Source organism: Algoriphagus namhaensis, assembly GCF_042649705.1.
Classification (GTDB): Bacteria; Bacteroidota; Bacteroidia; order Cytophagales; family Cyclobacteriaceae; genus Algoriphagus; species Algoriphagus namhaensis.
In genome coordinates, this window is the sequence record NZ_JBHRZS010000002.1 from 228,446 (window position 1) to 250,081 (window position 21,636).

Annotated in this window: 18 protein-coding genes and 1 tRNA gene; 16 read left to right on the forward strand and 3 right to left on the reverse strand. The window is 41.9% G+C overall.

Translation table 11 applies throughout. From position 1 onward, the window contains the following. The first annotated feature begins 20 nt into the window (after positions 1 to 20). Genes ACFOSV_RS01060 through ACFOSV_RS01075 form a run of 4 tightly spaced genes read left to right on the forward strand, consistent with a single transcriptional unit; the run spans position 21 to position 3,552 of the window. Positions 21 to 419, forward strand: coding sequence for an EVE domain-containing protein (locus ACFOSV_RS01060; RefSeq protein ID WP_377902495.1), 399 nt, complete (start codon positions 21 to 23; stop codon positions 417 to 419). Then, on the forward strand, positions 416 to 2,044 hold the full coding sequence (locus ACFOSV_RS01065; protein ID WP_377902497.1) for a transcriptional regulator: 1,629 nt from the start codon (positions 416 to 418) through the stop codon (positions 2,042 to 2,044). Before ACFOSV_RS01060 ends, ACFOSV_RS01065 begins: the two co-directional genes overlap by 4 nt. Positions 2,045 to 2,078: 34 nt before the next feature. Further along, a complete protein-coding gene (gene pyrR / locus ACFOSV_RS01070) occupies positions 2,079 to 2,627 on the forward strand; it encodes a bifunctional pyr operon transcriptional regulator/uracil phosphoribosyltransferase PyrR (protein ID WP_377902499.1) in 549 nt (182 codons plus the stop codon). Between the two features lies 1 nt (position 2,628). Then, entirely contained in the window at positions 2,629 to 3,552 is a 924-nt protein-coding gene (locus ACFOSV_RS01075) for an aspartate carbamoyltransferase catalytic subunit (RefSeq protein WP_377902775.1), read from the forward strand. 47 nt (positions 3,553 to 3,599) lie between these two features. Here ACFOSV_RS01075 and ACFOSV_RS01080 read toward each other — a convergent pair whose 3' ends face one another. Then, the gene (locus tag ACFOSV_RS01080) at positions 3,600 to 4,217 is read right to left on the reverse strand and encodes an outer membrane beta-barrel protein (protein WP_377902501.1); all 618 of its coding nucleotides are present in this window, start codon (positions 4,215 to 4,217) and stop codon (positions 3,600 to 3,602) included. Positions 4,218 to 4,314: 97 nt separating this feature from the next. Between ACFOSV_RS01080 and ACFOSV_RS01085 the strand changes: the two genes are divergently transcribed. From ACFOSV_RS01085 to ACFOSV_RS01100, 4 genes are all read left to right on the forward strand, one after another. Further along, positions 4,315 to 5,037, forward strand: a complete 723-nt coding sequence (locus ACFOSV_RS01085) for an ABC transporter ATP-binding protein (protein ID WP_377902503.1) — start codon at positions 4,315 to 4,317, stop codon at positions 5,035 to 5,037. After that, positions 5,024 to 6,655 carry a putative ABC exporter domain-containing protein gene (locus ACFOSV_RS01090; protein ID WP_377902505.1) on the forward strand — a complete coding sequence of 544 codons (1,632 nt, stop codon included), beginning with the start codon at positions 5,024 to 5,026 and terminating at the stop codon, positions 6,653 to 6,655. Before ACFOSV_RS01085 ends, ACFOSV_RS01090 begins: the two co-directional genes overlap by 14 nt. A gap of 89 nt (positions 6,656 to 6,744) precedes the next feature. Beyond that, on the forward strand, positions 6,745 to 8,112 hold the full coding sequence (locus ACFOSV_RS01095) for a pyridoxal-phosphate dependent enzyme (RefSeq protein ID WP_377902507.1): 1,368 nt from the start codon (positions 6,745 to 6,747) through the stop codon (positions 8,110 to 8,112). A gap of 3 nt (positions 8,113 to 8,115) precedes the next feature. Then, positions 8,116 to 8,766: a hypothetical protein gene (locus ACFOSV_RS01100; RefSeq protein WP_377902509.1), complete on the forward strand. Its 651-nt coding sequence runs from the start codon at positions 8,116 to 8,118 to the stop codon at positions 8,764 to 8,766. Positions 8,767 to 8,778: 12 nt separating this feature from the next. On the opposite strand, the gene ACFOSV_RS01105 is transcribed toward ACFOSV_RS01100, so the two are convergent. Beyond that, a complete protein-coding gene (locus tag ACFOSV_RS01105; RefSeq protein WP_377902511.1) occupies positions 8,779 to 9,510 on the reverse strand; it encodes a lysophospholipid acyltransferase family protein in 732 nt (243 codons plus the stop codon). A gap of 298 nt (positions 9,511 to 9,808) precedes the next feature. Here ACFOSV_RS01105 and rpsA point away from each other — a divergent pair, with 298 nt between their 5' ends. Next, positions 9,809 to 11,575, forward strand: coding sequence for a 30S ribosomal protein S1 (gene rpsA / locus ACFOSV_RS01110; protein ID WP_377902513.1), 1,767 nt, complete (start codon positions 9,809 to 9,811; stop codon positions 11,573 to 11,575). Positions 11,576 to 11,842: 267 nt separating this feature from the next. Here the strand turns inward: rpsA and ACFOSV_RS01115 are convergent. Further along, a tRNA-Cys gene (locus tag ACFOSV_RS01115) sits at positions 11,843 to 11,913 on the reverse strand. Positions 11,914 to 12,320: 407 nt separating this feature from the next. Between ACFOSV_RS01115 and ACFOSV_RS01120 the strand changes: the two genes are divergently transcribed. The 7 genes from ACFOSV_RS01120 to ACFOSV_RS01150 are packed head-to-tail and all read left to right on the forward strand — an operon-like array spanning position 12,321 to position 21,621. Continuing rightward, positions 12,321 to 13,532, forward strand: coding sequence for a c-type cytochrome (locus ACFOSV_RS01120; RefSeq protein WP_377902515.1), 1,212 nt, complete (start codon positions 12,321 to 12,323; stop codon positions 13,530 to 13,532). Positions 13,533 to 13,571: 39 nt separating this feature from the next. Then, the gene (locus ACFOSV_RS01125; protein WP_377902517.1) at positions 13,572 to 16,658 is read left to right on the forward strand and encodes a TAT-variant-translocated molybdopterin oxidoreductase; all 3,087 of its coding nucleotides are present in this window, start codon (positions 13,572 to 13,574) and stop codon (positions 16,656 to 16,658) included. Between the two features lie 17 nt (positions 16,659 to 16,675). Next, complete coding sequence (nrfD, locus tag ACFOSV_RS01130) at positions 16,676 to 18,040, forward strand: NrfD/PsrC family molybdoenzyme membrane anchor subunit (protein WP_377902519.1); 1,365 nt, start codon at positions 16,676 to 16,678, stop codon at positions 18,038 to 18,040. Positions 18,041 to 18,042: 2 nt separating this feature from the next. After that, positions 18,043 to 18,573 (forward strand): DUF3341 domain-containing protein, encoded by a 531-nt coding sequence (locus ACFOSV_RS01135; RefSeq protein WP_377902521.1) that lies wholly within the window; start codon positions 18,043 to 18,045, stop codon positions 18,571 to 18,573. 13 nt (positions 18,574 to 18,586) lie between these two features. Beyond that, a complete protein-coding gene (locus tag ACFOSV_RS01140) occupies positions 18,587 to 19,276 on the forward strand; it encodes a c-type cytochrome (protein WP_377902523.1) in 690 nt (229 codons plus the stop codon). A gap of 2 nt (positions 19,277 to 19,278) precedes the next feature. Further along, a complete protein-coding gene (locus ACFOSV_RS01145) occupies positions 19,279 to 20,571 on the forward strand; it encodes a quinol:cytochrome C oxidoreductase (protein WP_377902525.1) in 1,293 nt (430 codons plus the stop codon). 18 nt (positions 20,572 to 20,589) lie between these two features. Then, positions 20,590 to 21,621 carry a cytochrome c oxidase subunit II gene (locus ACFOSV_RS01150; RefSeq protein WP_377902527.1) on the forward strand — a complete coding sequence of 344 codons (1,032 nt, stop codon included), beginning with the start codon at positions 20,590 to 20,592 and terminating at the stop codon, positions 21,619 to 21,621. The last annotated feature ends 15 nt before the right edge of the window (positions 21,622 to 21,636 follow it).

Below are 21,636 nucleotides of genomic sequence, written 5' to 3' on the forward strand. Positions count from 1 at the left end.
GATACTCAAAATAATATCAAATGAATTATTGGATTGTGAAATCAGAACCTAATTCTTACTCTTGGCAGGATTTTGAACGCGCCCAGGAAGATGTATGGGATGGCGTGAGGAACAACCAAGCGAGACTTTTCCTTCGCGAAATGCAGGAGGGGGATCTAGTCTTTTTTTATCATAGTGGAAAAGAAAAAGCAGTCGTTGGACTGGCAGAAGTGAGCAAAGAGGCCTTTCCCGACCCGAATGACGAGCAGTGGGTCGCTGTAAATCTCCGAGTAAAGAAGAAACTGGAAAAGCCTGTCACTTTGGCTCAATTGAAAGGTGAAGATATTCTCTCAGAAATGAAGATGCTCAAACAATCACGGCTCTCAGTTTCTCCTTTAGAAAAAGTTGAATTTGATCAAATCCTCAAAATGTCTCTATGAAGCAATTTCTGACCATATTCTTGATTTTATTTTTTTGGGTTTCCGGACAGGCTCAGGTGAAATACATTGCTCGAACTGAAGTTCCATCCAATCTCTACGATACACCTTTTGAAATGATGAGACTGGAGGAAGGGATAGCAGCATTTAGGACGATTCCTGAGAAAGGATTGAGTTTTAAATTGTTGCTACAGTATATCAGACTTGATTTCAATTTGAATTCAAATGATGGGCTTTTGGAATATCCTGTTCGACCAGGATTTGATTTGATCGGCTATGATTATGCAGACGGGGATCTTTATCTCTTGTTCCAAAAGGGATCTAGTTTAAATTCAGAAAAGTACATTTTCAAGATCGATAGCGAAACCAATCAAGGGTTTGAGTTTAATGCAGATAATCTACTCGAATTTCAATTGCTTGAGTTTTTGGTAGAAAATAACAAAGCCATTTTTATGGGAGATGCGGATGGTCGACCTGCCGTCCAGATTTTTGATTTGGAAGATAAAAGTGTTCATACCATACAAGGGATCTATGGCAATGATACTCAAATCCTTCAGCTCCAAAAACTTCCAGAAATAGATGCGATTCAGGTAGTGATCAGTCGAAAAGGCCAATATCGAACTCGAGAAATTCTAATCAATACGTATGATCTGTTAGGTAATCTGCTCCGTGAAATACGCGTGGATGAGTTTGGTGAGGAGAATCAAGAGATTTTAGAAGGTTTGCTCTTACCACCTTTCGATTATAGACAGGCCATGATCGGTAGTTTTGGACTGGATCGAGGCGACTCATATCAAGGTATGTACCTGATGGATATCAATGAATTTGGTGAGTTTGACTTCAAAACCTATACCCTGATTGACTTTCCTAATTTCTATAATTACTTACCTGAAAAACTCCGAGAAAAGCGAATACAGGAAATCATCAAGCGGGATGAAAAAGGGAAAACCAACAATATCCGAAACGTCTACACCATCAGATCTGTACGAACCACAGACGATGCTTTTTACATCTATTTTGATCATCTCAATGTAATTAATAGCCGGGGTAGTATTCGGCCAGGCTATTCTCAATTTGGGAGATATTATCGCTACGATCAGTTTAACCGAATGGGTTATTCTCCCTTTTTTGATGATGCGATGGGAGGTGTTCGATACCCCAATAATCCAGTTGCAGCACAGTTGACTTCAGAATTTCAGTATATCTCCGCCCATTTTATCAAGCTGGGAAAAGAAGGGAATGTTGTTTGGGATAATTCTAGCACCTATGACGATTTTAGTACTACCTATCCTCAACCTTTTGGAGAAATGGCGGTGGTGGGAGAGGACCTTTATCACGTTTTTGTTAAAAATCTGACGGTCAAGATGAGCTACTTCAAAAAAGGAGAGAAGGTTTTTGAAAATGCTGATTTTCCCATCGAGTTGATCAATGAAGAGGAGCGAATCCGCGAGACCAATGCCAATAGCATTCAGCTCGTACACTGGTATGGCCCCTATTTTTTGATGACAGGCACCCAACGAATCCGTTTTCTGGATGAAAATAATAAAGAGCAAACTCGTGAGGTGTTTTTCATTACAAAAATCTTGGTGGATGGAGATTTGTATGAGCCATCAGAGTCTGTAGACTAGAAAATATCTTTATATTTGACCTCAAATCTGACTCATGCAAAAACGCCTAGTTCTAGATCAAGAAGAGATTGAAATCATCCTAAGGAGGTTTTGTTATCAATTGATCGAGAATCACGATGACTTCCACAACAGTGTTTTACTCGGATTACAGCCGAGAGGACCTATTTTTTTGGATAAGATCGTTGCGAAGCTTGAAGAAATCTCAGGAATTCGAGTGCCTTCAGGCTATCTCGACGCCACCTTCCATAGAGATGATTTCCGTAGAAGAGACCTTCCCCTGAAGGCAAATGAAACCAAAATTGATTTCCTCATTGAAGGGAAAAAGGTGATTTTGGTCGATGATGTCCTATACAAAGGAAGATCCGTACGAGCGGCAATGGATGCCATGATTGCTTTTGGGAGACCTCAAAAAGTGGAGCTCATGGTTTTGGTAGATCGGAAGTTGACTAGAGATTATCCCATCATGCCTGATTACTTTGGGCTAAGGGTAAATACTCTCGAAAGTCAATATGTGATGGTGGAATGGCAGGATAAAGGTTTTGAAAAAGATGCAATTTGGCTCACCGAAAAAGTAAATGACTGATATGTCCCGGCTCAGCAGTAGACACCTCCTCGGAATCAAAGACCTCACTTCAGAGGATCTTCAGCTGATTCTCGAAACCGCCGCCAATTTTAAAGAAGTAATCAATCGACCCATCAAGAAGGTTCCTTCGCTTCGGGACATCACTATCGCCAACGTTTTTTTTGAGAATTCTACGCGTACCAAGCTTTCCTTCGAGTTGGCAGAGAAGCGACTCTCTGCAGATGTTGTCAATTTTTCCTCGAGCAATAGCTCGGTAAAAAAAGGGGAGAGCCTTGTGGATACGGTGAATAATATCCTGTCTATGAAAGTGGACATGGTGGTAATGAGACATTCAAGTCCTGGAGCACCTCATTTCCTTAGTAGAAATGTCAAAGCCAATATTATAAATGCTGGTGATGGGACGCATGAGCACCCTACACAGGCGCTGTTGGATTCTTTTTCAATTCAGGAAAAGCTAGGCGATGTAGCCGGCAAAAAGGTGGCGATCATCGGAGATATTCTGCACTCCAGAGTAGCACTTTCCAATATTTTTTGCTTGCAAAAACTTGGGGCAGAGGTCATGGTCTGTGGACCGATTACTTTGCTGCCCAAGCATATCGCGAGTCTCGGAGTGAAAGTGGAACTGGATGTAAAAAAAGCGCTCCAATGGTGTGATGTGGCCAATGTGTTGCGTATTCAGCTCGAACGTCAGCAGATCAAGTATTTTCCAAGCATGCGTGAATACTCTCTATATTATGGGATTGATAAAGCCATGCTCGATGAGCTGGATAAGGAAATCGTCATCATGCACCCTGGTCCAATCAATAGGGGAGTGGAATTGAATTCTGATGTAGCCGACTCAGAGCAGTCCATCATTCTCCATCAGGTCGAGAATGGGGTGGCCGTGAGAATGGCGGTTCTCTATCTTTTGGCTGGCGCGAATTAAAAAAAGCGATGATTTGATCATCGCTTCTCTTTGAAATTCAAGGCTTTTTATTGTTTCCATTGCCTCCATCTTCCTCCACCCACATAGAAGCCAAGGGTGAAAGCGAAATACTGATTGACTGCTTCTCCGATTACATTTCCTGCAGTGTCTTGTAGATTACTATTAGGTACAAAGTTGTATTCAGCTGCCATTCTAAACTTATTAAGTTCCACCCCAGCTCGGAGCATGGGAGCCCATTTGAAATCCGCTTCGAGGTTACCAATATCATCGATTTGATCGAAATCGCCGTTTTTGATATCAATACTGCTTAAGGCGAAATAGCCATAACCAACTCCTATGAATGGAGCTACATTGCTATTGTCCTTGTGAAAGTAATAGTCAAATGTACCTCCTACAGAAAGATTGGCGGATACCTCTCCTTCATAGTCTTCTGTAATATCAAAATAGGTCACATCTTTAGCCAAACCAGCAACTCCAAGGCGAATTCCTACACTCATGTTATCCTTGAGATTGACCTTGGGTTCTAAATACAGGACACCGCCTATGCCGCCTCCGTCTGGAATGGCGATACCTAAGTCCATTCCCATTCTGAATCTTCCTGCTTGCTGCGCTTGTGTGGAATGAAGAATCAAACCAAAAAGGATAATTGTGAATAGTTTTCTCATAATGTTTGGGTTAGTTTTGCTTTGGCACTTCAAAAAAGATTCCAAATATTCCCAAACTTTCATTTTTCTAGTAGGTTTACCAGATTAAAACTGAGCCATGCTATCAATCACCAATCTTGTCAAACGATACGGAAAGCAAAATGCCGTAGATGACATCACCTTTGAATTAGGAGGAGGAGAAGTTGTTGGCCTTCTTGGTCCAAACGGCGCCGGAAAGAGTACAACCATGAAATGCATTGTTGGTCTCTTGAGAAAAACTTCGGGAGAGATAATCATCGGTGGCCATGATCATCTCAGTGTAGCTGCAAAACGTCTTTTCAGCTATATACCAGAAACACCCTACGTTTATGATCTTCTGACAGTTCGTGAGCATCTTCAATTTATTGCTCAGGCATACGATGTCAAAGACTGGAAGGGTAAAGCCCAAGATCTGCTAGATCTATACGAGTTGGACGATAAGGCTGACAAGCTCGGGCGGGACCTCTCAAAGGGAATGCGCCAAAAGGTGTCCATCTGTTGTGCTTTGTTGCCGGACCCACAGGTTTTGTTTTTTGATGAACCCATGATTGGTCTGGATCCTAAAGCCATCAAAAATACTCGGCAGGTATTCCGAGATCTGAAAAACCAAGGGAAGACTATTCTTGTGAGTACTCACCTGATCGATAGTGTGGAAAGTATCGCCGATCGGATTATGATTCTGAAAAGCGGAAAAATAATTGGAAACGACACCATCGCCAATCTTAAAACTCAAATGATGCAAAGTGAAGCATCGACTTTGGAAGATTTGTTTTTAGAGCTGACCAAGGATGAAGGAAATTAAGCTGCTATTCCGAAAGGATCTTTTGATTCTTTGGAATAATATCAAAATGATCCTCAAGAATCCGCTAAGGCTTATTCCCTATGCGGCAATTGTGGGCTATTTCTTTTTTATCTACTGGCTAAGATTTGACAGCTTCGACGAGAAAAGTACAGCTGACATGCCCGAGATTGAGGGCATGCCTGAGGTTGATTTTGCCGTTCAGAATATTATAGGTGGTGCCACCATTTTAGGTTTGGTTCTACTTATTTACCAGCTCTATCGGGCCACGAAAAATAACGTTAGTTTTTTCAAAATGGCAGATGTCAATTTGCTTTTCACCGGCCCTGTGAAACCTGAAAATCTCCTGATTTATTACATGGGAAGGTCTATTCTCCCTTCTCTTGGTGGGGCCATCTTGTTTGTGGCCTATGGGGCAAGTCAAATGGCCGAGCAGTGGGATCTCACTGCTGCAAATGTGATTTTCCTGATTTTCGGATTTGCGCTTTTCTTTTTTATGATCTCTCCAATCCGCTTTTTGGTGTACACCCTACACACGAAATATGGGGTGATGGAGTACATTCGAAATGGTGTGATTTTGCTTGGTGTGGTACTATCGGCTATGATTCTGATTCCGGGACTGATGGCTGAAAAATTTTGGCAGGGGATGTTTAGCTGGATCGCCTCACCTTGGTTTGATTTCTTTCCTCTAGTGGGATGGAGTAGAGGCATCCTAAGTTACCTGTCTCATCAAAATGCTGTGCTTTCTCTTGCCTTTATCGGGATTTATGGAGTGGCTTATTTTGTCGTACTTAAGCTAGTGCTGCAGTATTCAGGGTATTATTACGAGGACGTATTGGAGGCAACCAAGTCCAATGAAGAGAAGCTCGAAAAGGTAAGAGGGAAAAAGGAGCAAAGCGAGGCCAACCTCTCGTTGAATACAAAAAAGAAACTTGCTCTTGAAAATTTCGGGACTGGGGGTACGGCTTTTTATTGGAGAAACTACGTGCATGCTTCCCGTCAGGACTACCATCCCTTGTTCGGACTATATGCCTTGATTTTTGCTGGTATTGGAATTATTTGTGCCGTCCTTTCACTTTTTGATTGGTTTTCGCATATCGTGGTTTACGTGTATATGCTCATTTTGCTCATGATCTATTTCCTCTCCGGGATCGGTCGTACTTCAGTTGGTGATTTGAAAAAGCCCTATTTTTTTTTGGTGCCGGCTAGTTGGAGTTCAAAATTTTGGAATACCATTAAACTGGATATCGTGCAGATTTTACTCTTTAGCACAGTGATGATCGTGCCTTCTATATTTATTGCTGGCTTGGATTGGCTCCTCATTCCTTCTTTTTTGGTTGCAATAGTTGCCTTCTACCTGACGGGTTTTGGAATCAATTTGATTCCTCAGATCGGCTTGGAGGAAAGCTGGGATAAGTTTTTGATTAAACCCTTGATGATCGGAGGAATTTTGCTTTTTGGCTTGTTGCCGGCTTTGGTGATTAGCATACTTGTGTTTGCCATTACCAAGCAATTTGTATGGACTATGCTGTCCATTTCTATCGCTATGAGCTTGGTAGCCTTGCTTTTGCTTCATGTTGCTTTAGATATTTTGAAGCGTTTAGAATTTAAAGAACTCTGATTTTCTTGAATTTTAATGAGGAAATACGGGTTGACTAAAATTGAGGGAAGAAAATTCTCTTAATTTTGGGACTCCAAATATGACTGACTATGATTTATAATTCCATCATCGAGACCATCGGAAATACCCCTATGGTTCGGCTCAATAAAGTAAACAAAGGAATCAAGGGAGAAATCCTTGTGAAAGTAGAATACTTCAACCCTGGAAACTCCATGAAAGATCGTATGGCGATCAAAATGGTAGAGGATGCCGAGAAGGCTGGTATTTTGAAGCCAGGAGGAACTATCATAGAAGGAACATCTGGTAACACTGGTATGGGATTGGCTCTGGCCGCTGTTGCCAAAGGCTACAAGTGTATTTTCACTATGGCTGATAAGCAGTCCAAAGAAAAAATTGACATCCTCAAGGCAGTGGGTGCTGAAGTCATCGTTTGTCCTACAAACGTTGCTCCAGAGGATCCAAGATCCTATTACTCGGTAGCACGAAAGCTCAACGCGGATATCCCAAATTCATTTTATCCTAACCAATACGATAACATGTCCAATACGGCTGCTCACTATGAGACCACTGGACCAGAGATTTGGAAGGATACCGAAGGAAGAATCACTCATTATGCAGCTGGTGTTGGTACCGGCGGCTCGATGTGTGGAACGGCTACCTATTTGAAGGAACAAAACAAGGATATTGTTACTGTGGGAATTGATACTTACGGTTCAGTATTTAAAAAATATAAGGAGACAGGGATTTTCGATGAAAAGGAAGTGTATCCCTATCTCACTGAAGGAATTGGAGAAGATATTCTTCCAAAGAATGTGAATTTTGACGTGATCGATCACTTTGTGAAAGTGACAGATAAAGATTCCGCGGTGATGACTCGCCGGATGGCTCGTGAGGAAGGGTTATTCATTGGTTGGTCTTGTGGGGCAGCGGTTCACGGGGCTCTGGAATGGGCTAAAGACAATCTGAAAGAAGATGATTGCATGGTCATTATTCTGCCGGATCATGGTACGCGATATCTAGGTAAAGTCTACAATGACGAGTGGATGCGCAATCATGGCTTCCTTGAGGACAGAACGTATTCTACTGCAAGAGATATTATCGCTCAGCGAAATGGAAGTTTCTCACTAGTTTCTACCCAAAAATCCGATTCTGTGAAAGAAGCGATCGGTCTGATGAACAAGACCAGCGTTTCTCAAATCCCGGTTTTAGAAAATGGAGAAGTGGTAGGTAGCTTAACGGATAATAAACTATTGGCCCGGATCATCGAAAACCCAACATTGAAGGATGCACACGTGTCGGATGTGATGGAAGATTCAATGAAGTTTGTCGCACTGGATAGCACCTTGGATGTGTTGTCTTCCATGGTAGAAAAGGAGAAAGCGGTCTTGGTTCGAGATGCTGCCAATCAAATTCACATCATTACCAAGCATGATATTCTAGAGGCATTCACGAATTAAGGAATGAATAGAGCAAAGCTTGAACAAATTATTGTACAAGGAGTGGATTTTGAAATTCGCGCCGCTCTTGATAATGGATGGAAACTATTTAAAGAAAAAGCCCCGCTTCACGTGGGCTTTACTTTTATCATTATCGTGATTCAAGTGCTTTTCACGCTCTATTTGGAAGACTTTCTATTCATTTTCTCGATTTTTTTATCTCCACCGCTGGTTATTGGGTTTTACCTAGCGGGAAATAAAATCAGTCAGGGAGAGTGGCTGGAGTTTTCAGATTTCTTTGATGGGTTTAAGTACTGGCTTCCAGTCGTAATCATCAATTTGGTCAGTAGCATTCTAGCTGTTTTAGGCTTATTTGCTTTGGTGATTCCTGGGGTGTATTTGCTGATTGGTTATATGTTTTCCCTTCTTTTCGGGGTATTTGGAGGATTTGAGTTCTGGGCCTCTATGGAGCTAAGTCGCAGGCTGGTGCACACCAATTGGTGGAAGTTTTTTGCACTTGGTCTTGTGCTTTTGTTGATCAACCTACTAGGTATCTTAACTCTGGGAATTGGACTATTTATTTCTATTCCCTTGACCTATCTTACGGTATATGCGCTTTTTGAGGAGCTGACTAGTGAAGCTGCCGAAGAACCTGCTCAGCCATCTCTAGATTAGGGATGTTGTGGGCTAGCTATTCGACAAAATCATTGCCTCAATCCTATTTCTTCCCATTTCTGTAAATTCTGCAATTGCCTTTTCATCGGCTATTTGCGGAGGTGTCATCGCCTTGGAAAAAATTACTTTCACTCTACCAGGAGATAGCCGCAGGGATCCCTTAGGGAGGATTTTATCTGCTCCAATGATTGCCATGGGCAAAATTTCCATCTGAGTTTCTACCGATAGTCGAAAGGCACCTCTTTTAAAAGGTAGTAGAGTGGCTTCTGTATCATTTCTGGTGCCTTCAGGGGCAATGAGGATAGATTTTCCAAGATGTGCAAGCTTTTTTACGGCCTCCAGGCCCTTCTTTCTGGATTCTGGATTACTGCGATCCACCCATATTGCCACGCGATCTACAATTAATCCGAATATTGGAATTTTGGAAAGCTCTTTCTTTCCTATGGCACGAACTTCTTTGGGTACGGTCACTGGAATGATCGGCGCATCTAAGAATGAGCGATGGTTGAAAATAAATATATAGGACTTGTCCTTGGCAATATGCTCTTGTCCTTCGATTTCATATCTGATTCCGCAAAGAAAAGACCATATACCTGCCCAGGCTCGAAAGAAGATAAATGAGATTTTATCGCCATTGGGACTGATGAGGAGTGGAATGATGATAAAAAGCCCAAATAGGAGCATCAATGCTATAAATAGAAGGAGGGCATACACCGAATAAATGGCTTGAAATACTTTAATCATAGAATGAATTTAGTACTTTTGGTCATTAATTTATTCTAACTCTTTGCTTGCAAGGCCCTGACATCGTCAGGGCTTTTTTTTGGCAACAGGTTCATGAGGGAAAGATAGAATATAATCTGATTTTGGAGCGATAGGATTTTCTCTTTCAGGATATTTTTTGAAATCTGATAAAAACAGTACCTTTGCAGTCCGTTCGAGTGAGCGGGCTGTTTGAGAAAAGTCTCAGGCTGCAATTACTAACGTAAAAATCAGCAATCGGATGACCCTAAGATTGTTGACTTTCAGGGTCTTAAATATTATGTCTAACACAAAAGAATTTGATTGGGAAAGCTTCGAAACCAAAGGTTTTGGTGAAGGCTATTCCAAAGCTGATCGCGAGAAGATGGAAGCTTTGTACGAAGGTACATTGAATGAAATCACCGAAAAGGAAGTGATCAAAGGAACAGTAGTAGGAGTGAACGATAAGGATGTGATCATCAATATCGGTTTCAAATCTGACGGATTGGTTCCAGTAAGTGAATTCCGCGACCTAGGTTCTATCAAGCCTGGGGACGTAGTGGAAGTATTTATCGAGGAGCAGGAAAATGCTTTGGGGCAGTTGATCCTTTCTCGTAAGAAAGCCAAAATCGTAAAAGCATGGCAAGATATCGAAGCAGCTCTTGCTGAAGATAATGTCATCGAAGGTTTGGTAAAAAGAAGAACTAAGGGTGGTTTGATCGTAGATATCTACGGTGTAGAAGCTTTCCTTCCAGGATCTCAAATCGATGTGAAGCCTATTCGTGATTTCGATATCTATGTAGGTAAGCAGATGGAAGTGAAAGTGGTGAAAATCAACCACGCAAATGATAACGTAGTAGTATCTCACAAAGTGTTGATCGAGAAGGATCTTGAGAAGCAGAAAGCTGAGATCTTGAATAACCTTGAGAAAGGCCAAGTACTAGAAGGTGTGATCAAGAACATGACCAATTTCGGTGTATTCATCGATCTAGGTGGTGTAGATGGTCTTCTTCACATTACAGACATCTCTTGGGGAAGAATCAATCATCCAGAGGAAGTATTGCAGCTTGACCAGAAGGTTCAGATTGTGGTTCTTGACTTTGATGATGACAAGAGAAGAATTTCTTTGGGCATGAAGCAGCTTACTGCTCATCCATGGGATTCTTTGGCATCTAGCCTTGAGGTTGGTTCTAAAGTGAAAGGTAAGATTGTAAACGTAGCTGACTACGGTGCATTCCTTGAGCTTGCAGCTGGCGTAGAAGGTTTGATTCACGTATCTGAAATGAGCTGGTCACAGCACTTGAGAAACCCAGCTGACTTCGTAAAAGTAGGTGACGAAATCGAGGCAGTTGTTTTGACCTTGGATAAGGACGAGCGGAAGATGTCTTTGGGCATCAAGCAATTGACTGAAGATCCATGGACTAAGGACGATATGGGTACTAAGTATGCCGTAGGTACTAAGCACAAGGGTGTGGTAAGAAACTTGACCAACTTTGGTCTTTTCCTTGAGCTAGAAGAGGGTATCGACGGATTGGTTCACGTTTCTGATCTTTCTTGGACTAAGAAGATCAAGCATCCATCTGAGTTTGTGAAAGTTGGTGACGAGCTTGAAGTTCAGGTTCTAGAGCTTGACGTAGACAACAGAAGATTGGCTCTTGGTCACAAGCAGCTTGAGGAGAACCCATGGGATACTTTTGAGTCTGTATTCCCAGTAGGATCTGTTCACAAGTGTACTGTTGTTTCTAAAAATGACAAAGGTGCTGTACTAGAGCTTCCATACGGACTAGAAGGTTTTGCTACGGTAAAAAATCTAGAGAAGGAAGATGGATCTCAAGTAGAAGTAGGAGAGGCGATCGATTTCAAAGTTGCTGAGTTTTCTAAGGATGACAAGCGAATCGTACTTTCTCATACTGCGATGTTTAAAGACGATATCAAGCCAGCTCCAAAGAAAGCAGCTAAGAAGAAAACTGAAAGTGGATCTACTTCATCAGCACCAGCTGAGAAGTCTACTCTAGGTGACTTGGATGCGTTGGCAGACTTGAAAGAGAAAATGGAAGGCAAGAAGTAATTCTACAATCCATTTAATAGATACGAAACACCGGTTGAGCAATCAGCCGGTGTTTTTTTTGTCTTAGTACCAATTGCTCGAATATCTACAGCGTATTTTAGTAAGTCTGAATCATTTCCCGAAGCTTTTCTCTAGACCATGTAACCTTTTTTGAGGTATGATCATCTGCAAAATGTTGGGTGTAAATAGATTTTGATTTCACCGTGGATCTAAACCAAAAATCAATCAGAATAAAAAAAAGCACCCTGAACTAGGATGCTTTTTGTGAGGTCGCGAGCGGATTCGAACCGCTGTACAAGGTTTTGCAGACCTCTGCCTAGCCACTCGGCCACGCGACCATTGTTTAAATGGAATGCAAATGTAGCTATAATCTTGTGTGGAGCAAATGAAGGTTCGAAAAAATACCGTAAAGGAGGCACATTTTTGAAAGGGATGCCTTAAGAAAATTTATGAGTTTAATAAGGAATTTCAAGACATTTCTAAAAAGTAAAAAATAGCTATTATTTATAAACGTTCTAAATAATTTTCCTTTGATAGAAAACCATATAAACGGCTATTAATCAATTAAATAAGTAGATGAAAATCGTTCGATAATGTACATTTAATCTATCTGAAGCAATATTTGAAAATAAGACCACGGGTAGTACCTTTGCAAGGGTTATAAAGAACCATCTTAACTATTTAATTAGCTTAAAATATGTTATCCAAAAGCTCGTTAGTTGGAATTCGGACGAATTTTCAAACAATGATCCTGCTGTTTTTCATGCTGATCTCAGGTCAGGTGATGGCAGCTGATCCGGCAGTCGTGGAAAGTGAAGAGGCTATTGCCGCTGGTAAGACCGTCTTCAACGCCAACTGTAAACAGTGTCACAAGCTTGACCAAAAGTATACTGGTCCTGCACTACGCGGTATCACTGAAAGACAAACCATCGAATGGGCCAAAAGCTTCATCGTGAATTCGCAGGCTGTAATTGCCTCTGGTGATGACTATGCAAACGATTTGTACGCCGAGTACAATAACATCGTTATGCCCTCTCACACCTTTTTGACAGATGATGATTTAAATAATCTTCTATCCTATATCGAATACGGTGATAAAGTAGATCCTGCAGCAGCCGCTGCGGCAGCTGGTGCAGTTGAAGGTGGTGGTGCTGGAGGAGGAATTCCTACCGAATATCTTACAGTGATCGTAGCAGTACTTGTTGTGGTGTTGCTTTTGATCTTGGTTGTACTAGGATTGATTATCTCGGTACTTACCAAGTATCTTCACAAGCAGGATCTCGACGAGGATGACAAGGAATTTGTAAATCAGAAATTAGATCTAGGAAAGGTTCTTAAGAGTGATGTGTTCGTGATCGTAGTTACCGCTTTGGTGGTAGCATTGGTTGCCAAAACAGCAATTGATGGACTTTATTCCGTAGGCGTTCAGCAAGGGTATGCACCAGCTCAGCCGATTGCATTCTCTCACGCTCTTCACGCAGGACAGTATGAAATCGCTTGTCAGTATTGCCATACAGGTGTGGAAATTGGTAAGTCTGCAAACATCCCTTCGGCTAATATTTGTATGAACTGTCATACACATATTCAAAATGTAGGTGGAAAAGAGGGAATCTCAACCGAGATCCAAAAAATCTACAATGCCGTGGATAATAACACTCCAATCGAATGGGTGAGGGTTCACAATTTGCCAGATCTAGCATATTTCAATCACTCACAACACGTAAAAGTTGGTGGTATCGAATGCCAAACTTGTCACGGTGAAATCCAAGAAATGGAAGTTGTGGCTCAGCATAGCTCATTGACCATGGGTTGGTGTATTGATTGCCACAGACAGACCGAAATTGCCGCTTCTGGCAACGAATATTACGACAAATTGGTACAGCTACACTCTGATTCTAAAGATGCCTTGAAGGTTAAAGATATCGGAGGTTTGGAATGCGCAAAGTGTCACTATTAATAAAAGAATCATTCAGCAATTTCATTTCTAGAATATAAAATGAAGGATACTAAAAAAACATACTGGAAAGGACTTGAGGAGCTCAACAACGATCCAGAGTTTGTAAAACACGCCGACAAAGAGTTTGTGGAACTTCCTTCCACTGTCGACCAAGAGGGTGGTTCTTCTCGTAGAGATTTCCTTAAAATGATGGGTTTCTCCCTTGCAGCAGCTACGCTAGCGGCATGTGAGGCGCCAGTTAGAAAGGCTATTCCTTACGTAAACAAACCAGTGGATATTAATCCATCCATTCCAAACTATTATGCATCCACTTTCACTTCAGGAGGTGACTATGCTTCGGTAGTGGTGAAAACAAGAGAAGGACGTCCGATCAAAATTGATGGAAACACGCTTTCTCCTATTAATAAAGGTAAAGTCAATGCAATTGTAGAAGGTTCTGTACTTTCCTTGTACGATAAAGCTAGACTTACTGGTCCTCAGATTGATGGTGCTAAAACCGACTGGGCGACTATAGACACTCAAGTGAAAAGTGCGCTTGCTTCCGCTGGAACGGTGAAAATTGTATCTAATACGATTCTTTCTCCTTCTACAAGTAAGGCTCTTGCTCAGCTTTCAGCTGCCTTCGGTGATGCAGAAGTGATTCAATATGATCCACTTTCAAGCTACGGAATCAGCAAAGCTGCAGAGACTTTCTACGGAGAAGCGATGATTCCATCTTATCACTTTGACAAAGCGAAGACCATCGTATCCTTCGATGCTGATTTCTTAGGAACTTGGATCTCTCCAATTGAATTTGCTGGTCAATACGCGAAGACAAGAAAGATTTCGAAAGAAAATCCTAACATGTCTCGTCATTATCAATTTGAGTCGAATCTTTCCTTGACTGGTGCCAATGCAGACTACAGAACTCCGATGAGAGCTTCTCAAAGTGGTTTAGCAGTTTTGGCTCTTTATAATGCATTAGCCAAAAAGGCAGGTGCGCAGACTTTCTCTGCACCAGCGGTAGAGGTAGCTCATCTCGAAAAGGCTGCAAACGATCTTTGGGCTTCAAAGGAAGCTTCTTTGGTAGTTTCTGGATCAAATGATCCAAACGTACAAGTAGTGATCAATGCGATCAATGAATTGCTTGGTGGGCAAGGAACTACTGTTGATTTCTCTTCTCCTGTCAATTTTAGAAAAGGAGATGACGCTAAAATGAATCAGTTCGTCACAGACCTGAATGCAGGACGTATTGGCGGTGTGATATTCTATAACTGTAATCCTGTATACGATCATCCTCGTGGTGAAGAAATCGCAGCAGGTATTGCCAAGGCTAAGGCTACAATCTCTACAAATGGTGTAGCTGATGAGACTGCTTCACTTGTGAAAATGAATGCTCCTGATCATCACTTCCTAGAGTCTTGGAATGATTTTGAGCCAAAAAGAGGTCATTTCTCTTTGGCGCAGCCTACTATTTCTCCTTTGTTTGATACTCGTCAAGCACAAGATTCTTTCTTGACTTGGTCTGGAATGAGTGAGTCGTACTATGACTTTATGCAGGCGCATTGGGAATCAGAGATTTTTACCTCAGTTGAGACGGGTGGAGAATTTCAGGAGTTCTGGGATAGATCCTTATATAATGGTGTACTAGCTATAGCTTCTGATGCAAACGCATCAATAAGCCCAATCGCAGATGCTGCGTCAGCCGCAGCAGCGGTAAGCAAGTCTTACTCTGCTGGTAATACCGGAGCTGAGTTGATTCTATATTCTAAAGTAGGAATTGGAAACGGAGCTCATGCTAATAACCCATGGCTTCAGGAAATGCCAGATCCGATCACCAAAGCTACCTGGGACAACTATTTGACTGTGTCTCAAAAGTGGGCATCTGAAAATGGTGTGAAGATGGTGGAAGGAGCTACCATGAAGGCAACGCTAACTGCCAACGGTAAATCGATCACTGTTCCGATTATGGTTCAGCCAGGTCAAGCCGATGGGACATTTGGACTTGCTGTAGGATATGGTAGAACCAAAGCTGGTCGTGTAGCTAACGGTGTAGGTGTGAATGCTTACATTTTTGCAAATTCTGCAAAGGGCTTCACTGACTTCACTGCGACATCCGATGTTCAAGTGGCAGTAACCACTGATACCTATAGAATAGCTAGAACACAGACTCACCATACCTTTATGGGTAGAGAGAATGTGATTCAGGAAGCTACATTAGCTGATTATAAGCAAGATGCTTCTGCAGGAAGATATAAGCCAGAGATTTATAAGGATGGCGAGTTTGTAACTCCATCTAAGATTTCTCTTTGGAAAGGACATCAATATAGCCAGCACCATTGGGGTCTAGCGATCGACATGAACTCATGTATCGGTTGCGGAGCTTGTACAGTAGCTTGTCAAGTTGAAAACAACGTGGCAGTAGTTGGTAAAGAAGAAGTGCTTAATCGAAGAGAGATGGCATGGATTCGTATCGATAGATACTACTCCTCTGATGCTCCAGCTGATGATTTGAGTGGAATGGAAGTAGCTGCTGAGAACCCAGAGGTTACCTTCCAGCCGATGATGTGTCAGCAGTGTAACAATGCTCCATGTGAGACTGTATGTCCGGTGGCTGCAACGACTCACTCGTCTGAAGGACTTAATCAAATGACTTACAACAGATGTATCGGTACAAGATATTGTGCAAACAACTGTCCTTATAAAGTAAGACGATTCAACTGGTTTAAGTACCATGACAACAAAGACTTCGCTGGAGTGAATATCGCTCAGAATGATGACTTGGGTAAGATGGTATTGAATCCGGATGTTACGGTACGTGTAAGAGGTGTAATGGAGAAGTGCTCCATGTGTGTACAGCGTATTCAGGCAGGTAAACTTACAGCCAAGCGAGAGAAGAGAAAGGTAGTGGACGGAGAGATCAATGTAGCTTGTGCAACTGCTTGTCCTACGGATGCCTTGGTGTTTGGTGATATGAATGATGCCAATAGCCAAGTATCTAAAATGCTCAAAATCAAGGAAAACTCTACTTCAGCATTGAAGGAAGTGAACGAGGAGAGAGCATACCATGTGTTGGAAGAGATCAACGTAAGTCCAAATGTTTGGTACTTCACGAAAATTAGAAATAAAGATAAAAACGAAGCCTAATATTAATTTTGTAAACTATGCAGGTTACTTCATCCGTTAGAGAGCCGTTAGTTACTGGGGGGAAAACCTACCATGACGTGACCCACGATGTGTCACGTCAAGTAGAGGGTAAACCATCATTATCTTGGTTCCTTGCTTTCCTTACTGCTGCGGGAGTATTAGCTCTTGGATCTATTGCACTACTTGCCACACTCTGGGAAGGGATTGGCATGTGGGGTCTAAACAAAACCGTAGGCTGGGCCTGGGACATCACCAACTTCGTATGGTGGGTCGGTATCGGTCACGCCGGTACGTTGATCTCCGCAGTTCTTCTTTTGTTTAGACAAAAATGGAGAACATCCATCAACAGAGCAGCTGAGGCCATGACTATCTTCGCCGTAATTTGTGCGGCTATGTTCCCAGTAATTCACATGGGAAGACCTTGGCTCGGAGCATATTGGGCATTACCGCTTCCAAATACATTTGGTTCGCTGTGGGTTAACTTCAACTCACCTTTGCTTTGGGACGTGTTTGCGATCTCAACCTATTTCTCGGTTTCATTGGTATTCTGGTACATCGGACTTATCCCTGATTTTGCCACCATCCGTGACAGAGCAACTGGTTTGAGAAAGACTATTTATGGTGCACTTTCCTTCGGATGGGATGGAGCAGCTAAAACTTGGATGAGATACGAATCAGTATCTTTGATCCTTGCCGGTCTAGCCACCCCACTTGTACTTTCTGTGCACACGATCGTATCTTTTGACTTTGCGACTTCAGTAATACCAGGCTGGCACACTACGATTTTCCCTCCTTATTTCGTTGCCGGAGCGATTTTCTCAGGTTTTGCAATGGTATTGACCTTGATGATTATTACTCGTAAGGTATTCAAACTTGAGGATTACATCACGATGGGTCATATTGAGTTGATGAATATCGTAATCATTATTACGGGTTCTATTGTGGGTATTGCCTACATCACAGAATTCTTCATCGCTTGGTACTCTGGAGTAGAAGCAGAACAATACGCATTCATCAACCGTGCTACAGGGCCTTATTGGTGGGCTTATTGGTCCATGATGACCTGTAACGTGATTTCACCACAACTTTTCTGGATTAAGAAAATCCGAACCTCAATTATCGCTACTTTCATCCTTTCTTTGGTAGTGAATATCGGTATGTGGTTTGAAAGATTTGTAATTATTGTGACCTCACTTCACAGAGATTATCTACCATCTTCTTGGGCGATGTTCTATCCAACATGGGCGGATGTGGGAGTTTACTTATTCACATTTGGTCTTTTCTTCACCTTGTTCTTCCTATTTGCGAAGTTCTTCCCAGTGATCAACATGGCTGAAGTAAAATCTGTATTGAAGTCTTCATCTGAAAAAGTATCCAAATAATTATGGAAAGAGATACAAATTTTATCCTAGGAGTATTTGACGACGAAGATGTACTCCTTCACGCTGTAAAGGATGTAAGATCCAGCGGTGTAAAAATTCATGAGGTGTATTCACCTTACCCAGTTCATGGTCTTGATGAAGAGCTTGGATATAGAAGAAGTCGACTTCCAATTGCAGCTTTCCTTTTCGGAATGCTTGGAACAAGCTTGGCCTTGACCATGCAATTCTACATGATGAGTTTTGATTGGCCAATGATTATAGGTGGTAAGGATTATGCTGCTTTTCCAGATTTTATTCCTGTAACCTTCGAGATGACTGTACTGCTGGCATCTTTTGGTATGGTGGGTGTATTTATGGTTTCGTCAAATTTGAAGCCTTGGGCGCAGCCTAGAATCTTTGATTTGCGAAGCACTGACGACAAGCACATCATGGCTATTGATATTGCTAACAATCCGACGATGGAAGAGGCAAAAATCAAAGAAGTATTGAAGGCTTCTGGGGCTACAGAAGTGAATAATAAAAGTTTTGACTAGTAACTTGATAGAAATGAAGATTGCTAATATTTCAAACATTTTAGGTTTAGCACTCACCGGAGCGTTGCTTTTTGGCTGTAAAGCCGATGGAGATAACCAAGGTCTAGAGTATGCGCCTCAAATGTACCATTCTGTAGCTTATGAGCCGTTGACTCAGATTACTGAGGAATCGGAGGGAGCTTGGCTTTCCACTCGTGAAGATGGAAAGGGAGAATTTTATAACAGTAATATCTACAACCCGCATAATATGAACATGCGAGAGCCTGTAGCTAACACTGTTCCTAGAAATCAGCAGGGATACTTGCCTTACAGATTGAAAGCTTTTGAACTAGAGAAAGCAGGAGAAACTGTAATGAATCCTGTAGCTCTCAATGATGAGGTGCTCAAGGAAGGTAAAGTGCTTTACGAACAGTATTGTAATGCGTGTCACGGTAGCAAAGGAGAAGGAGATGGTCTTGCGGGACAGGTGATTGGCGGAGTCGCTAACCTTACAGGTGGAGCCTATGTAGATTTGCCTGAAGGACATATTTATCATGTTATTACGAAGGGGAAAGGTCGCATGGGGGCTCATGGCTCTCAGATCACTCCTGAGAATAGATGGAAAATTGTTCATTATGTGAAACAAGAAATTCAAGGTGGACAAGGTGCACAAGGCACTGTTGCTGCTGCCGAAGTAACCGAAGTAGAAACTCCAGCTAATTAATTATGGCTCACGACGTACAAAATTTTAATCTGGATCAAAAGTTTGAATTCACGGCTGCGATCAAAAAGCCAATCATGACTGTATTGGTGATTGGAGCGATTCTTTTGGGCATTGGCATTGTAATGGCCATGTTTGGAGGGGGTCATGAAGAAGCAGGTGAAGCAAGTGGTCATGCCTTCCATTGGTATGAGCGTCTTTACGCAAATATTTGGATCAACAATGTTTATTTCGCGGGAATCGCCATCATTGGTGTTTTCTTCTTCGCTATCCAGTATGCAGCACAGGCAGGTTGGTCTGCACCGATTGTAAGAGTAATGCTTTCACTTGGTAATTGGCTTCCTTATGCAGCAGTTTTGATGATTGCAAGCTTCTTCTTGATGGGACATGATTTGTTCCATTGGTGGCATGCAGAATTATTTGATCCTGCTTCTGCCGAATACGATAAAATCATCGATGGTAAAGGAGCGTTTTTCTACTGGCCGATGGAAAAGGGAACTTTCCCAATTTTCTACATCGTCAGAATGGTTCTTTTCTTCGGGTTTTGGGTGTTTTTCTTCAATAAGTTAAAGTCTCTTTCTTATGCTGAAGATACCTTAGGAGGAACACAGTCTTGGTACAAGATTAGAAGCATGTCTGCTTTCTTCATCATTTTCTTCGCTGTGTCCTCATCGATTGCGGCGTGGGATTGGGTAATGTCTATTGACACCCACTGGTTCTCCACCCTTTTTGGATGGTATGTATTCTCTTCTTGGTTTGTGGCAGGTCTTTCTGCGATTACCTTGATTACGATTTTCCTTAAAGGACTTGGATACCTTGAAATGGTAAATGAGAACCACGTTCATGACTTGGGTAAGTTCGTCTTTGGTTTTACTATCTTCTGGACTTATTTGTGGTTTTCGCAGTTCCTTTTGATTTATTATGCCAATATTCCTGAGGAGTCAGTTTATTTCTTAGAGAGATTGGAGAGTGACGTGTATGGACCGTTCATTTTTGTAAATATCTTGGTAAACTTTGTGCTTCCATTCTTGGTTTTAATGACAAGAGATTCAAAAAGACATGGTGTGTTCTTGAAACTCGTTTGTTCTTTAATTATCGCTGGACACTGGATAGATTTCTTCTTGATGGTGCAGCCAGGTACTTTGGGACATAATGGTGGTATTGGATTTATGGAAATAGGTATGTTCCTGCTATATGGATCAGCAGTGACGTGGGTTGTGTTAGGAGGGTTGGCCAAAGGGAATTTGATTCCCAAAAATCACCCAATGCTCGAGGAGAGCTATCATCATCATATTTAATAGTAGAAAATTTAAGATATGTACGGATTTCTTATTGGTGTAGGGGTTTTATTGTTGCTGTCCATTATTTGGATGGTGTATAGAATCCAAACTTTGGTTTCTGTTGTAAAGGGCTCTGATAAAAAGGTAGCTTCTTCTAGCAACAAGGTGAATGCAATACTATTTGTATTGTTCATGTTGGGAGCGGGAATTTTAATGTTCTGGTATTCCATCAAAGAGTTTGATAATTATCAGTTGCCGATTGCGTCTGAGCACGGAATGGTTACTGACAATTTGTTTTGGGTGACTATGGCAGTGACTGGTGTGATTTTCTTGATTACACACGTGTTGCTATTCTGGTTCCCTTACAAATACCAGTACAATGAAAACCGCAAGGCATCTTTTTATCCAGACAATAATAAACTTGAAATCATCTGGACTACCGTTCCAGGTGTTGTTCTAGCTATTCTTGTTTTGACAGGATGGATGGCTTGGTCCGATATTACTGCACCGGCGCCTGAAAATGCACATGTAGTAGAAATCATGGGTTATCAGTTTGCTTGGGAAGTTCGCTACCCAGGAACAGATAATGTTTTGGGAGACTACGACTATAGACTCATTACGGCAACGAATTCACATGGTGTTGATTTCACAGACAAGAACTCTATCGATGATTTCCCATCTCCAAAGGTGGTAATTCCTAAGGGTGAGCCTGTATTATTCAAGATTAGAGCTAGAGACGTACTTCACTCTGTTTTCGCACCTCATATGAGATTGAAAATGGATGCTGTACCAGGTATGCCAACAAGATTCTGGTTTGTACCAACAAAAACTACGGCCGAGATGCGTGCCGAATTGAATGATCCGGAATTCGAATATGAAATCGCTTGTACGGAAATTTGCGGACGGGGACACTTCTCCATGAAGAAGGTAATAGAGGTAGTAGAGCCAGCAGAGTATCAGGCTTGGCTAGCAGAGCAAAAGTCTTTCATTCAACAGAATCCAGCCTTAGCTGAGAATCTTCCTGCGGAGTTGAAAGAGCTTGCACAAATTCAATTAGGCGAAAAGTAATTAACAAAGTTAGAT